Genomic DNA, 14,538 nt, shown 5'->3' on the forward strand with positions numbered 1-14,538 from the left:
CTCACCCTAGGGGTGGCTGTGCGAGGCGCCGATCGTCCATATCGTTTGGGACGTCGGAAATTTCGCCTCGCATTCAGGAGCAAGAACAATGCGTATCAAGTCCTTCCTCGCCGCTGGTCTGCTGGCCACCGCCGCCGTCGCCGGGGTGTCGACGGCTGCTTCGGCCTCGGCCGCGCCGGTTTACCAGGAGGTCGCCTACGGCGGCACCTACGTCGGTACCTACGCCACGCTGAACGCCTGCCGGGCCGACGGCGAGTCGCCCAGCACCGGCGGCTACTACTGGGAGTGCATCGAGTCCTGGGACGGCTACGACCTGTACATCTACTACTGAGCCACCTGACGCCGAGAAGGGGCATCCGGTTTCCGGGTGCCCCTTCTCATCTTTCGCGCCCGGAAAACGAAAGCGGGGAGTCCGTGCCTACCGGACTCCCCGCTTTCGTTGTGCCCGAGGGCTTTCAGTGCCCGCCCTGGTCCTTCAGGCGCTGGATGGACGCCTCCACCTCGGCCTCGGCCTCGGCGCGTCCGACCCACTCCGAGCCCTTGACGAACTTGCCGGGCTCCAGGTCCTTGTAGCGCTCGAAGAAGTGCTTGATCGCGGCCAGCTCGAACTCCGGCACATCCTTCAGATCCTGGATGTGGTCCCAGCGCGGGTCGCCCGCGGGCACGCACAGGATCTTGTCGTCGCCGCCCGCCTCGTCGGTCATCTTGTACATAGCGACCGGACGGGCTTCCACGATCACGCCGGGGAACACCGAATCGGGCAGCAGGACCAGCGCGTCCAGCGGGTCACCGTCCTCGCCGAGGGTGTTCTCGATGTAGCCGTAGTCGGCGGGATAGACCATGGACGTGTACAGGAACCGGTCGAGCCGGACCCGGCCGGTCTCGTGATCGACTTCGTACTTGTTCCGGGAACCCTTGGGGATCTCGATAGTGACGTCGAACTCCACGCCATCTCCTTCGTGCATCGGTGCCGAGCTCGGCGACTCGGCTGCTTTTCGGCGACTGCCGACTCGGCCGCTGCGGAGTGCGCCGACTCGCCAGGTTGTTCAGGGGAACGGTTGCGCAACGAGGATAGTGTGGGCGTCGCGGATATGGGTGCGGCAGGCGGCTGCTGCGGGAATCGGTCAGGAGAGCGGCGGCGACGTGTTTGGTGGCAACGAGAACATCGGTGGGCTGGCCGCCCGGCGGCGCCGCAACAGGTGGATCTGGATCTCGAGCACGGTGGTCGTCCTGGTCGTCGCCGCCGCCGTGGCACTGCTCGCGGTGCGGCCGTGGACCGACGAGTTCCGGCACGGTGGCCTCACCATCGCCGACCCGCCCGCTCCGGTCGAGCCGTCTCCACAGGTCGGTCCCGCCCGATCCACCGATTCCGCTCCGAGCCCGGCGGGGATCGCCGCCGCGCTCGCCCCGGTGATCGCCAATCCGGACCTCGGCGCGTTCGCGGGTCAGGTGACCGACGCCGACAGCGGGATGGTGCTGTGGAGCGGCGACGCGAACCGGCCGATGATCCCGTCGTCCACCGCGAAGATCCTCACCAGCGCGGCGGCCCTGCTCACGCTGCCCGGCGAGCACCGGGTGATCACGAAGGTCGTCGCGGGCGCCGCGCCGAACGAACTGGTACTGGTCGGCGGCGGCGACCCGACGCTCACCGCGCAACCGGACGGCAAGGGGTACTACCCGAACGGGCCGCGGCTGTCCGACCTGGTCACCCAGATCAAGTCGGCCGGGCGCGCGGTGGACACGATCGTCGTCGACATCTCCGCCTACACCGGCCCCACCATGGCGCAGGGCTGGGACCCGGTGGACATCCCCGAGGGCTCCATCGCCCCGATCGAGCCGGTGATGATCGACGGCGGCCGCCTGCAACCGCTCGTCGAGTACTCGCCGCGCACCGCGACGCCCGCTCTCGACGCCGGGCGGCGCTTGGCCGCCGATCTGGGGTCGGACCCGGCCAAGGTACGCGTGGGCACCGCGCCTGCCGGTGCGGCCGAGATCGCCTCCGTGCGCTCGGCGCCGCTGCGCGACCGGTTGCGCGACATGATGGTCCACTCCGACAACGTGCTCGCCGAGGCGATCGGACGGGAGATCTCCACGGCCACCGGCGGCGAGGCGTCGTTCACCGGCGGGGCCACCGCGGTGCGCGCGGCGCTGAGCAAGGCCGGTTTCGATCTGTCCGGCCTGGATATGCACGACAGCAGCGGGCTTTCGGTGGACGACCGGATTCCCGCGCGGTTGCTCGACCGGGTCGTGGCGAGCGCGGCCGAGCCCACCGGAGCCACGGCGGTGAAACCGGCCGGTACCAAGGCCCAGCCGGAGAACGACCGGGTCGCGGCCACCTTGGCGCCGATGCTCGACGATCTGCCGGTCGCGGGTGCGACGGGCTCACTGACCAGCCGTTACGTCGCCCGGGACCGTCAGGGCGCGGGCTGGGTGCGGGCCAAGACCGGAACTCTGTCGGTGTCCAGCGCGTTGGTCGGGTATGTGCTGGACGCCGATGGGCGGGTGCTGACCTTCGCTTTGATGTCGAACGATCGACCGCCGGAGGTGAGTAGGCCCGCGTTGGACGCGATCGCAGGCACGCTGCGAAATTGTGGATGCTCCTGACGGGTGGTTGATCATGACCCAGCAAGGTTCCGAGGCAGCTGAATTCGGCTCCGCCGATGGGGTCGAGCGGCGAAAGGGCCGCTCGGGTCTGTCCGGCGTGGTCGATTGGCGCTTGGCCGCGAAAACCGGCTCCGCTCTGGTTCCGGCGGGTCCGCGCACGTCGCGCTACTCCGCCGAACAGGTGGTCGCCGAACTCGCCGATTCCTCGGTGCGGGCGGAGGCGCCGGTACGTGAGGTCAGCGGACTGCTGGACGACCGGCCGGTCCCGTCGGCCAGGATCGTCGACCGGCCGGGGTGGATCACGGCGGCCGCCGACTCGATGGCCCAGCTCACCGGGACCGGTGCGGCGGGGCCGGACCGCAAACTTCTCGCGGGCAAACCCGCCGGTGTGCAGGCGGGCGCGATGCTCGCCTTCCTGTCCACGGCGATTCTCGGTCAATACGACCCGTTCACCGGGTCCGACGGCACCTTGCTGCTGGTCGCGCCGAACATCGTGGCCGTCGAGCGGGCCCTCGGTGTGTCGCCGAGCGACTTCCGGCTCTGGGTCTGCCTGCACGAGGTGACCCACCGGGTGCAATTCTCCTCCGCGCCCTGGCTCGGGGACTACATGCGCGCCAACGTCGACGTTCTCGGCGAGGTCGCCGAGGAGCCGGTGAGCGAGATGCTGTCGCGGCTGGTCGACGAGGTGCGCGACCGTCGTCGCGGGGCCGCCTCCGACGACCCGGCCGCGCGCGGTGTGGTCGGCCTGCTGCGCGCCACCCAGGCGCCGCCGCAGCGCGCGGCGCTGGACCGGCTGCTCATGCTCGGCACCCTGCTGGAAGGGCACGCCGACCACGTCATGGACGCGGTCGGCCCGGCGGTGGTCCCGTCGGTCGAGCAGATCCGCACCGCGTTCGACCAGCGGCGCAGGCGTCCGACCAACCCGGTGCAACGCCTCCTGCGCGCCCTGCTCGGCGTGGACGCGAAGGTCGCCCAATACGTGCGCGGCAAGAAGTTCGTCGACGAGGTGGTCGGCACCGTCGGGATGACTCGGTTCAACACGGTGTGGACCGATGCCGACACGCTGCCGCGCACCGACGAGATCGAGCATCCGCAGCGCTGGATCGAGCGCGTGCTGGCCTGAGCGAGCAGCGCCACTGCGATGGATCGCCGGTCGCGGTCGGCCGGTAGGCTGCGCCCATGGGGCGTGCGCCAGGAACGACACCCGGGCGCTTCGGGTCGGAGACCGGGGCATCCGGTCCGGCGCGAGCGGCCGCTGCGGGCTCCCCCCGGCGGCTGCCCGAGACCGCGGCCGTGCTCGCCGTCCGCCGGGCGGTCCGCGACTGGCTGAGCGTTTACGGGCCGCGCGAGACCGAAGAACAGGCAGTCGCGGTGGCTTTGTCCGGTGGCGCGGATTCGCTGGCACTCACCGCGGCGGCGGTGGTCGAGACGAACGCGGTCGACGCCCTGGTGGTCGATCATCGCTTACAACCCGGCTCCGGGACCGTCGCCGCCACAGCGGCCGCCCGAGCCCTGGCCATGGGCTGCCGGTCCGCCCGCGTGCTCACGGTCGAGGTCGGCACCGAGGGCGGTGTGGAAGCCGCCGCCCGAAGGGCCCGCTACGCCGCGCTGGACTCGGCGCGCGCGGGCCTGCCGGTGCTGCTCGGGCACACCCTCGACGACCAGGCCGAAACGGTGCTGCTCGGGCTCGCGCGAGGCTCGGGTGGCCGCTCGATCCAAGGGATGGCCGCCTGCGCCGAGCCGTGGGGGCGGCCATTGCTGAGCGTGCGCCGGGAAGCCACCCGGCAGATGTGCGCCGACCTGGGCGTGACGCCGCACGACGATCCGCACAACGCGGCGCCGGAGTTCACCAGGGTGCGACTGCGCACCGAGGCGTTGCCGCTGCTGGAGCGGATTCTCGGCGGCGGGGTGGCCCCCGCGCTGGCACGCACGGCCGAGCAGTTGCGGGAGGACGGCGCCGTCCTGGACGCGCTCGCCGCCGAGCTGCGGCACACCGCGAGTGATGGGCGGGCGCTGGTGATCGAGACCCTCGCCACTGCGCCCGCGGCCCTCCGTAAACGGGCAATTCGGGCATGGCTGCTCGACAACGGAGCGAAAGCCCTGACCACCAAGCATTTACAGGCAGTCGACGAACTGGTTACGGCTTGGCGCGGGCAGGGCGGCGTGGCGGTGGGCGGAGGACGGCCGGATTGCAGGTTGGTCGCCGGGCGTGAACATGGCAGGCTGACACTGCGGCTGGGCGAGGATGGCATCGGACCGATGAAGCAGACCCAACCGGCCCAACGGGCTCACCACCACGGAAGGGAATCCGGCTGACGTGTACGGGGACGACATCGCGTCGGTGCTGATCACCGAGGAACAGATCGCCGCCAAGACCCAGGAGCTGGCCGAACTCATCGCCAAGCGGTATCCGCCCGATGCTCCCGAGGGCGATCTACTGCTGGTGGGTGTGCTCAAGGGCGCCATCTTCTTCATGACCGACCTGGCCAAGGCCCTGCCGATCCCGACCCAGATGGAGTTCATGGCCGTCTCGTCCTACGGGTCGTCGACCTCGTCCTCCGGCGTGGTGCGCATCATGAAGGACCTGGACAAGGACATCGCGGGCCGCAACGTCCTGATCGTCGAGGACATCATCGACTCCGGGCTCACGCTGTCCTGGCTCAAGCGCAACCTGTCCACCCGCAACCCGGCGTCGCTCGAGGTGGTCACCCTGCTACGCAAGCCCGACGCGCTACGCACGCCCGTGGAGGTCGCGCACGTCGGCTTCGACATCCCGAACGAGTTCGTCGTCGGCTACGGCCTCGACTACGCGGAGCGCTACCGCGACCTGCCCTACATCGGCACCTTGGACCCGAAGGTCTACGGCGGCTGAGACTCAGCCGGGCAGGATGCCGAAGATCGTTGCCGGAGAACCGGAACCGCCGCGGTAAAGCGGTCCGCCGACCAGCACCCACGCCCCGGTCGCGGGCAGCGCGGCCAGGTTCGCCAAGCATTCCAAGCTGATCCGGTGCTCGCCGTAGAGCAGCTTGGACACCGCGTACGTCTCGTCGGCGCCCACGTCGGGGCCGAACGTGTCGATGCCGAGCGCGCCGCGTCGGCCGAGCCTGCCGCCGCGCAGCAGCCATTCCACCGTCTCCGCCGCGAAACCCGGTTGCCGACCGGCGGATTCACCCGTGCCGACGAATTCCGGCGTACCCCACTTGGCGTCCCAGCCGGTCCAGGCGATTATCGCCGCGCCGTCCGGAATCCGGCCGTGTTCGGCCTCCCACCGCGTCAGGTCGTCGACCGTGATCGCGTAGTCGCGATCGTTCGCGCAGCGTTGCCGGACATCGATCCGCACCGCGGGCAACAGCAGATCGTCCAGTTCCAGTTCGTGCGCGGCCAGCCCGTCGGCACGGAAATGAACCGGTGCGCCCCAATGGGTTCCGGTGTGTTCGCCCTGCTGGATATAGCGCAGCTGGTAGCCGTCGTCCGCGATCGTGGCCACCACGTCGGCGCGGAATTCCGGATCGCCCGGGTACAGCGGGGTGGTGACCGGATCGTGGACGTGCGAAAGGCTCACCAGTCGCCCGAGCGGGCGCGGTGTGGTCATCGCGGACGCTGCGGGATCGCCCTGGCCAGCGCGAGCAGATCCGCTTCGAGGAGCCGGAAGAGTCGATAGGTCAGCACGAAAGCCAGGATGCCACCCACGCTCAGCACGCGCACCGGAACGATCACCAGCTCCAGGTCGGTCGCCTCGACGAAGGTCGCGCTCGCCACGCCCAGCAGCGGAACCGACGCCGCCACACCGAGATAGAGACTGCCGCGCCTGGCCAGCGCGCGCAGCTGACGTTCGTCGTCGCGACCGATACCGCCGCGCACCAGAAGTTGTGGATAGATCGAGCGCACCGCGTAGACCATGATCGGAAAGAACGGATAGGCCAGCGCGATCGCCGCGCACACCACTTGCGCCGCGAAGAAATGCAAGAAGGTGCCGCGCGGCAGCGCGACGCCGGAGGAGGCCAGTCCCAGCGGCCAGATGATGCCCGCGACCAGCCAGAAGCCGAAGGGTATCCACACCGCCCAGTCGCCCATCAGCAATGTGTCGCGGCGCGCTTTCGCGAGCGTGCGCGCGGAATACCCGGAGCCGCGGCCGAGGCGGTACGCGATGGTGAGCGGCCGCCGGGTCATGAACAGCAGCAGCAGTGCGGCGACCGGGAACGCGACGAGATTGTTGATCAATCCCACCGCCGCGAACTTCTCCTGGTCCGCGGCCGACATCCGGTCGATGATCAGGCTCTGGTTCAGCCGGATGTTGTAGAAGCTGGCCAGCACGTTCGGCACGCCGACGCACAGCGCCGCGACCGGGAGCAGCCATGCGCGGGCTCGGTGGGCGAGGCTGTCGGACGGGGGATCGACCAGGTCGCGAGCGCGGGCGTCCAGGCACAGGTCGAGCTGGCCCGCGAGTTCCGCGCCACCGCGCCAGCGGCGTTCCGGCTCGGCGTGCAGGCAATCCAACAGCACGCGGCGCAGCGCGGCCGGGGTGTCTTCCGGCAGGCGCGCGAGCGCCTCCGCAGACACGCCGCGGCGGCGCACCGCGAGCATCGCCGCGTACGTCTCGGTGGCGGGGCCGTCCTCGGTGAGCGGCGGATCGTCGAACGGAACAGCGCCCGTGAGCATCTCCCACAGCAGCACGCCGAGGGAGTACACGTCGCTGCCGTTACCGGGGGCGGGCGCGGCGGGATCGAGGTAGGCAGCCAGCTGCTCCGGCGAGCGGTAGGCCAGGGCGCTGGTCGCGCCGGGACCGTGCGGCGCCGAAGCGCGGGCCGCCTCGCCGAGAGCGAAGTCGGCCAGCTTCGGGATGCCCTCCGCGGTGAACAGCACGTTCGCCGGTTTGATGTCGTGGTGCAGCACGCCGTGGTGCTCGGCGTAGTCCAGGGCATCGGCCAACCGCCTGCCCACCCACGCCACGGTCTCCGGCCAGGTCAAGCGGGCGATCTCGGCACGAACGCTGGAATCCGACGGCCGGATCTCGCCCTTGGCCTCCATGGCGGTGTCCAGCGCGCGCAGCAGCAGTGCGCCACCCTCGGTCACCGAGCCGCGACGACGTTGCTCGAGGAGTCCGACCGCCGTGCCGCCCGGGAGGTACTGCATGTAGACCAGGCGCGGGGGGACGGTCGCGGGGGAGTCCGGCACGAACGTCGGTCGGGCGGGCGCGGAGCCGGTGTGGGCAGGCGGGCCCGCGACGGTCGCGTCGGGATCGATCGATCGGTCGACCACCGTCGCGTCCGGCGCGGCGAGAACCGCGGTGCCCTCACCGGACCCGGGGGGCGTCCCGGCAGCGTGCTCGGAGATCGGCACACCGTGGCGGCGTGGGCGGCCGGTACCGGCGACTGCGGTGTCGTCACTGTCTTCTCGCGCGGTGAACGCATCGGCCGCCGCGGCGATCGTGCCGGATCGCCGACTGGGCGTCGCGTCGGATGGTTGGGTATGGGGCTCGCCGATTGTCGCGTCGTCTGTGCCGGATCGTCGGCTGGGCGTCGCGTCGCCTGGTTGGGTGTGGGGCTCGGCGATTGTGGCGTCGTCGGTGGTGGGTCGTCGGCTGGGTGTCGTGTCGGCTGGTCGGGTGCGTGGTTGGGCGATTGTGGCGTCGTCGGTGGTGGGCAGTTGGGTGAGCGCCGCATCGGAACGGCGGGCATGCGGAGCGCTGGGCTGGGCGATTGTCGCGTCGTCCGTGGGGGACTGCCGGATATGAGCTGCATCGGCTCGCCGGGCGCCGGGCTGCGCGACCGTCGCGTCGTCCCGGGGGTGACCCGACGGGGCTGCGACCGTGGCCTCCGAATCGGCGAGCGGAAGTGGGCGGGCGGGCCGTGGCGCGGCGAGAGTCGCATCCGCGTCGGCTGTGCCTGCGATGGCGTGGCCGCCGTTCGCGGGCGCACCGGCGACCGTCAGGGTGCGTGCGGCGTCCGCGCTGAGCACCCGCTGGTCGAAGACGCGCACGATGTGTGCGTGGTCGAGTTGGGCCATGGTGCGCGGAGCGGCCGCCCGGCCCGCCGAGAACCGGACGGCGACCAGCCGCTGCATGGAACGCTGCCTGGCCAGGAAGACGCGGCCGAGCAGCCCGGCGCCCAGATCGGTGATCAGGTCGAAGTCGTCGATTCGCAGACCGGGCGCCAAGTCGGCCAGCGCGGCGACGGCTTCGTTCGATTCGGCGTTCGGCCCCGCGTCGTCGGCGAAGTCGGCGAGACGTTCGCGGATCGCGCCGGCGAACTCCGGATATTCGGCGAGGAAGTCTTCCAGCGGCAGCGATCCGAGTTCACGGCGCGCCAGGAATTCTTCGCACAGCAGATTGACAAGTTCCGGACTGTCCGCCATCTCGGGGAATTCCTCGCGATACTCCGCGATCCGTTTGCCGAGCCCCGCGAGTTCCCAGCGCCGCCGCAGATCCACCCGGATCAGGTCGACGAGCACCGCCAAGCGAACCTGCGTGCCGTCGGGTACGTAGTCGCGGATCTGCGGTGGCAACCGATCGCCGTGGACGCTGCGTTGCCAGTCGGCGGAGAACCGTGCGACGGCATGGGTGCGGGGCAAGCTCACGCGGCGGTCTCCGCGGCGGTCTCGTTCGCTCGGGCGGACCTGCCCTCCGAGGACCCCGTTACGGCGGATTCGGGATCGACCACCCGCTCCAGCGCCCGCAGATCCGCCTCCAGCGCACGGAAGATCAGATAGGTCCCCACGAACGCGATTATGCCGCCCACGCACAGCAGCCGGACCGCGAAGATGACCGACGGGATGTCGGACGGGGGCAGGAAGGTCACCCCGGCGACCGCGAGCAGCGGCACCGAGGCGGCCACCGCGAGGTAGCCGTTGCAGCGCCGGTCCAGGCCGCGCAGCCACACCGCGTCCTCCGGGCTGATGTCCCCGTGCCGGAGGAACAGCGGGTAGACGCACCGCACCATGTAGAAGGTCAGCAGGAAGAAGGGATACGCGACGGCCATCGCACCGCACACCACCAGCGACGACAAGAAGTGCACCACATAGCGTGCCGATATCTCTCCGGTCGACACCTGTAGCGCGACCAGGAAGACCGGCCCGGCCAGCACCCACAGCGAAAAGGCCACGGCCACGGCTCGGTCGCCCATGAGCAGCGCGTCGCGTCTGGCACGCCGCAGGGTCCCGGGGTCGTATCGTCGCCCCTTGCGCAGGCCGCGCGGCACCGTCAGGACGTATCTCGCCATGTACAGCACGAGTGCGATGCCGGTGGGGAAGAAGATGGCGTTCACCAGGCCGGTGATGATGAGGAAGGTCTGCTGGGCTTCCTCGGTCATCCGGCTGATGATCAGGTGTTGATTGTGCTGGATGTTGTACAGCGAGGCGAGCACGTTGGGCAGCGCCATAGCCGCCAGCGCCACCGGGACGATGTGCGGGCGCAGCCGGCGCCGCCAGCTGTTCGGCGCCGGGTCGACCAGTTCGCGGGCGCGCGCGTCCTGGCACATCTCGAGCTGCCTGGCCAGGATGGTGCCACTGGACCAGCGGTCGGCCCGGTCCGGGGCGAGACAGGTCCGCAGTACGCGGCACAGGGCGGCGGGACAGTCGGCGGGGATTCGCTCCAGCGCGGCATCGTTCACGCCGGCGCTGCGCCGCTCCAGCATGGCCTCCAGCGTGGTGTCGTCGCCTTGGTTGCCCGCGCCCGCCGTACGGTCGTCGAACGGCTTCGCGCCGGTGAGCAACTCCCAGAGCACCACACCCAGCGAGTAGATGTCGGCTCGGGTGTCCAGGTCGGCGGCGCTGCGGCCGAAGCTGGGGTGGCAAGCCTCCAGCTGTTCCGGCGACATGTAGGCCAGTGAGCCGCCGAAGTAGGCCACCGGGCTGGTGCCCTCCACGTTGCGGCTGAAGCTGATGTTGAAGTCGGCCAGTTTCGGCACGCCCTCGGCGGTGAGCAGGACGTTGGCCGGTTTCACGTCGCGGTGCAGCACGCCGTGCGTGGAGGCGTAGTCGAGTGCCTCGGCGAGCCTGCGACCCAGCCAGGCCACCGTCTCCGGCCAGCTCAGCTTCGCGATCTCGGCGCGCACACTGGAGTCGGTCGGCCGGATCTCGCCCTTCTCCTCCATGGCCGCGTCCACGGCGTCCAGCAGCAGCCGGCCGCTGCGCTCGGCGGGCGGGGTGGCGCGCACCCAGCGCAACACGCCCAGCAGCGTGCCACCCGGAAGGAATTGCATGTAGAGCAATCGCAGCCTGCGTGCTGCGCCCTCGGCGTCGTCGAGCAGCCGCTGGTCGAAGACCCGCACGATGTAGTCGTGGTCGAGTTGGGCCAGCGTCTGCGGCTCGGTGCCGTGGTCCAACGAGATCTTGACCGCGACCAGCCGTTGCAGCGAGCGCTGCCGGGCCAGGAAGACCCGGGCGAACGCGCCGCTGCCCAGACCGGTCAGCAGATCGAAGTCATCGATGCGCTGACCGATCTCGATGCGGTCGAGCGGGTCGGAGCGGCCCGGCCCGGTCCCGATCGTCGTGGGCGCGGCGGTGGCCGTACCCGTCAGATCGGCAGCGGTCGTTCTGGTCACCTCGGAATCACGAACAGACTCGGCGGTTCGGTTCAATGCGGTGTCGGCGAGGACCGATTCGGTATGCGCCAACACGGTCCGGGAAGAATCCTCGGCGGTCGCGCGGCGGGTGCTCTGATCGATGTCGTCGGTGTTCAACAACTCGCGCAGTTGCTCGGCCTGCCGCGGATATTCGCGCAGGCATTCGCGCGGATCCACTCGCTCGCCGCTCTGGCGGCGGATGACGAACTCCTCGTACACCAGGTCGGCCGGAATATCGCCGGACGCGAGTTCGGGGAATTCGGCGCAGTAATCGGCCAAACGCAACCGTGTGGCCGGTTCCGGCACGGTGCTCGTGGCCGTCACCGGGCGACGCAACCAGCGGTGGCGCAAGTCGACGCGGATCAGCTCGAGCAATGCCTCGCGACGCAACGTGGTGGCGTCGGGCAGGTAATCGGCGATCGTCGGTGGGCGCCGGGTCGATTTCCAAGCCGCCGAGAACGCCGCTACCGCGTCGGATTCGGCATGCGACAGCTCGCCACCCCTCGGATGGGTGGAAACACCTGTGTCGGGATCGGAACTTCTTCCAGAGTTCGCACTCATGCTCGGACCTTGTGGCTCGGCGGACGCCGCGGAATCCGCATCGGTCGTTGTCGGATGGCCGGAAATTTCCGCCACACCCCACACCATCATCCCCCGTGCCGTATTCGAAATGATAACTTGCGGCACGACAGTGGATCACCCGATTTCGACAACGACGCGACGGGGGATGACCAGCACATGTCTGACGAGGCCGCAATCGTGGCGGACGGCTCGATATCGGCGGGACGCGCCGCGCCGCGAACAACCATTCCGAATGCGAAGACCAGCGAACCGGTCCTTATCCGACCGCTCGGGGCCGCCGCGGGCGTACGGCCGCAGAGCGCTCGGGAAGCGGAGGCCGGTCTCGAACGCGGTCCGGCCGCGACGATCGCGGCGTGCGTGCGAGACGGCCTGCTGCACCCCGGCCAGGTGGCCGCGGATGCCGGGACGCGGATCTCGGCGGCGGACCGCGAACACACCGCGTTCAGCGTTGTCCGGGCCGAACAGGCGATGGCCGAGTCGGTCGGTCTGATGGAGCGCGACGACCTCGATGTCCTACCGCTGGCCGGTGTCCCGGTCGCGGTCGAACACGGCGTCCCGATCGCGGGCGAGCCGGTGCCGTGGGGCCCGGCGGCCGCCGCGGATCATCCGGTGGTGGCCAGGCTGCGTGCCGCGGGCGCGGTGGTCGTCGGCCTCGTGACGGCGCCCGAGCTGAGCCGATGGGTGACCAGCGCGGGTACGGAACCGGTCGTCCGCAATCCGTGGAACCCCGCACGCAACGCGGGAAGCGCGGCGGGCGCCGCCGTCGCGGCCGGGCTGGTCCCGGTGGCGCACGGCTGCGACGGCTTGGGTGCGGTGCGGGTCGCCGCCGCGTGCTGCGGCGTCTTCGGGATCAAGCCCGGGCAGTACACCGTCCCCGGTGCGGGCGCCTGGTCCGGATTGGTCGAAAGCGGTGTCCTCGCGACGAGCGTGGACGACGCCGCGCTGGCGCTGTCGGTGCTGGCGGCGCGGCCGGACCTAGCCGAGGTGGATCCACCCGCCCGACTACGGATCGGACTGGCCGTGGATCCACCTTCTCGGCTGACGCGCGTCGACCGGCACTGGACGGCCGCGGCCCGCAGAGCGGCCTCGTTGGCCGCGGCGGCGGGCCATCTCGTCGAACCGACCGCGCTACCGTACGGAAACGCGCTGTTCGCGGCATCCCTACGCTGGCTGGCCCTCGGTGCACGCGACGCTCCCGCGCTACCCGAGCCCGACCAGCTATCCCGGAGAGCCCGGCATCGACTGGCTCTGGGCCGGACGGTGCATCGCTTACGGCTCGCACGGCCCGCCCAGATCGACCGGGTCGAGGCGCGACTACTGGAGTTCTTCGAGCATTACGACGTGGTGATCACTCCCACGCTCGCCGCCCCGCCGCCCCCGGTGCGGGCCTGGCACTTCCGCAATCGGCCGGCCACGCTGCTGGCGGGCGCGCGGTTCGCCCCCTTCACTCCGCTGTGGAATCTGGTCGGCTGGCCGGCCGCATCCGTTCCCATGGGCGAGCATCCCCGGTCGGGTACGCCGGTGGCGGCCCAGCTCGCCGGGCCGCCGGGCAGCGAATCCACCCTGCTACGGCTGGCCGCGCAATTGGAGGCCAACTATCCCTGGCAGCGCACGGCGCCCGCGACCACGGCGGGCCGATTCAGACGCTGACCGGCGATTGCTGCGCGGCGAATCCGCCGTCGACGGCCCGGCCCGCGAACTCGAGGATGGTCGGCCGGTTGTCGTCGGCCCGCCACGCCACGGCCAGCTCGCACGGTGCGAGCCCCGACACGGGACGCGCGGTCAGCCCCGGCCAGCGGTACATCGGCACGTTGTTCTCGGCGAGCAGGCACACGCCGAGGCCGAGGCTCACGGCCTCCAGCTTGTCCTCGGCGGTCGCGGCCTCGGCGCCGATCTTCGGCGGACGACCTGCGCGTCCGTCGTTGCCGAGCCAGAAATCGCGCACCGCACCGGCTTCGGTGGGCAGCGCGACGAACGGTTCGTCGAGCAGATCGGCGAACTCGATGGTCTCCGAGACGGCCAGCGGGTGGTTCTCCGGCAGCAGGACCCACCGTGGTTCGGTGCGCAGCACCTGCCAGCGATAGCGGCTCTGGTCCGGCAGCGGTAGCCAGACCAGAGCGAGGTCGGCCTGGCGCCCGGCGAGCCCGCTGGAGGGATCGGTCCACGAAGCGGCGTGCAGTGCGAGGCGATGCCCGCTCGCGCTCTCCAGATCGCTGAGCAGACCGCGACCCAGCGCGGATTGAATGCCGACGCGCAACACCTCGCCCGCCTCTTGGAGCGAGACGTTGGTGACCTCCCACAGCTCCAGGATCTTGCGGGCGCCTTCGAGCAGTTCCTTGCCCGCGACGGTCAGTGCGACGCTGCGCTGGTTGCGGTCGAACAGGACCACGTCGAGCTGACGTTCCAGCTGACGGATCTGACGCGACAGGGTGGGTTGAGCGATGTGCAGCCGCTGAGCGGCGTTGGTGAAGTGCAGTTCCTCAGCGACGGCGACGAAATACCGCAGGTCGCGCAAATGCGGGTCCATAGCCCCTTGCTATCAGAATCAGTCCGGAATTTCCAGGCTTATCAGGCCGAAAAGTTCGGATACGGGTGCCGAAACAGTCGGCAGGTTTGTTAGGGACAGCATATTGCCTGCGATGGTGTTGCGCATCAACCGGTTGGCGAATTCTCGGCATGCGTGCAGCTGTTGCCCTCCTGCCGTCATAGTTGGGCAGTTGACCAGCATGAATGAGGTTTCCCTGGAGGGGCCATGGCGGATTGTGGCCATCCCTGGGGGTGTCGATCACCG

General features: G+C 70.2%; 12 protein-coding genes and 1 pseudogene. 6 read left to right on the forward strand and 7 right to left on the reverse strand.

The window, feature by feature from the left end:
• The first annotated feature begins 88 nt into the window (after window positions 1-88).
• Entirely contained in the window at window positions 89-331 is a 243-nt protein-coding gene (locus tag ABZ803_RS27835) for a hypothetical protein (protein ID WP_357043701.1), read from the forward strand.
• A 124-nt stretch (window positions 332-455) separates the two neighbouring features.
• On the opposite strand, the gene ABZ803_RS27840 is transcribed toward ABZ803_RS27835, so the two are convergent.
• A complete protein-coding gene (locus tag ABZ803_RS27840; RefSeq protein ID WP_040864523.1) occupies window positions 456-947 on the reverse strand; it encodes an inorganic diphosphatase in 492 nt (163 codons plus the stop codon).
• A 217-nt stretch (window positions 948-1,164) separates the two neighbouring features.
• Here ABZ803_RS27840 and dacB point away from each other — a divergent pair, with 217 nt between their 5' ends.
• From dacB to hpt, 4 genes are read left to right on the forward strand one after another with little or no spacing between them, the layout of a single operon-like run.
• Window positions 1,165-2,604, forward strand: a complete 1,440-nt coding sequence (gene dacB / locus ABZ803_RS27845; RefSeq protein WP_357043795.1) for a D-alanyl-D-alanine carboxypeptidase/D-alanyl-D-alanine-endopeptidase — start codon at window positions 1,165-1,167, stop codon at window positions 2,602-2,604.
• Between the two features lie 13 nt (window positions 2,605-2,617).
• Window positions 2,618-3,727, forward strand: coding sequence for a zinc-dependent metalloprotease (locus ABZ803_RS27850; protein WP_357043703.1), 1,110 nt, complete (start codon window positions 2,618-2,620; stop codon window positions 3,725-3,727).
• 56 nt (window positions 3,728-3,783) lie between these two features.
• Window positions 3,784-4,920 carry a tRNA lysidine(34) synthetase TilS gene (gene tilS / locus ABZ803_RS27855; protein ID WP_357043705.1) on the forward strand — a complete coding sequence of 379 codons (1,137 nt, stop codon included), beginning with the start codon at window positions 3,784-3,786 and terminating at the stop codon, window positions 4,918-4,920.
• A gap of 1 nt (window position 4,921) precedes the next feature.
• Window positions 4,922-5,476 carry a hypoxanthine phosphoribosyltransferase gene (gene hpt / locus ABZ803_RS27860; RefSeq protein WP_040864524.1) on the forward strand — a complete coding sequence of 185 codons (555 nt, stop codon included), beginning with the start codon at window positions 4,922-4,924 and terminating at the stop codon, window positions 5,474-5,476.
• A gap of 3 nt (window positions 5,477-5,479) precedes the next feature.
• On the opposite strand, the gene ABZ803_RS27865 is transcribed toward hpt, so the two are convergent.
• The 4 genes and pseudogenes from ABZ803_RS27865 to ABZ803_RS27880 all read right to left on the reverse strand — a co-directional run bounded on the left by ABZ803_RS27865 (window position 5,480) and on the right by ABZ803_RS27880 (window position 11,726).
• Window positions 5,480-6,196 (reverse strand): cyclase family protein, encoded by a 717-nt coding sequence (locus ABZ803_RS27865; RefSeq protein WP_357043707.1) that lies wholly within the window; start codon window positions 6,194-6,196, stop codon window positions 5,480-5,482.
• Window positions 6,193-7,737, reverse strand: a complete 1,545-nt coding sequence (locus tag ABZ803_RS27870) for a protein kinase (protein ID WP_357043797.1) — start codon at window positions 7,735-7,737, stop codon at window positions 6,193-6,195. The genes ABZ803_RS27865 and ABZ803_RS27870 overlap by 4 nt, the downstream gene beginning before the upstream one ends.
• Before the next feature lie 819 nt (window positions 7,738-8,556).
• Window positions 8,557-8,775 (reverse strand): annotated as a pseudogene (locus tag ABZ803_RS27875) (serine/threonine protein kinase); the annotation flags it as partial.
• Between the two features lie 401 nt (window positions 8,776-9,176).
• The gene (locus ABZ803_RS27880) at window positions 9,177-11,726 is read right to left on the reverse strand and encodes a serine/threonine-protein kinase (RefSeq protein WP_357043709.1); all 2,550 of its coding nucleotides are present in this window, start codon (window positions 11,724-11,726) and stop codon (window positions 9,177-9,179) included.
• A gap of 177 nt (window positions 11,727-11,903) precedes the next feature.
• Between ABZ803_RS27880 and ABZ803_RS27885 the strand changes: the two genes are divergently transcribed.
• Window positions 11,904-13,397 carry an amidase family protein gene (locus tag ABZ803_RS27885; protein WP_357043711.1) on the forward strand — a complete coding sequence of 498 codons (1,494 nt, stop codon included), beginning with the start codon at window positions 11,904-11,906 and terminating at the stop codon, window positions 13,395-13,397.
• On the opposite strand, the gene ABZ803_RS27890 is transcribed toward ABZ803_RS27885, so the two are convergent.
• The gene (locus ABZ803_RS27890) at window positions 13,387-14,274 is read right to left on the reverse strand and encodes a LysR substrate-binding domain-containing protein (protein ID WP_357043713.1); all 888 of its coding nucleotides are present in this window, start codon (window positions 14,272-14,274) and stop codon (window positions 13,387-13,389) included. The two genes, ABZ803_RS27885 and ABZ803_RS27890, sit on opposite strands and share 11 nt — an antisense overlap.
• 18 nt (window positions 14,275-14,292) lie before the next feature.
• Window positions 14,293-14,517 carry a hypothetical protein gene (locus ABZ803_RS27895; protein WP_357043715.1) on the reverse strand — a complete coding sequence of 75 codons (225 nt, stop codon included), beginning with the start codon at window positions 14,515-14,517 and terminating at the stop codon, window positions 14,293-14,295.
• Window positions 14,518-14,538: the final 21 nt, after the last annotated feature.

It is taken from the genome of Nocardia sp. NPDC047648, from assembly GCF_040642815.1.
Taxonomy (GTDB): Bacteria; Actinomycetota; Actinomycetes; order Mycobacteriales; family Mycobacteriaceae; genus Nocardia; species Nocardia gamkensis.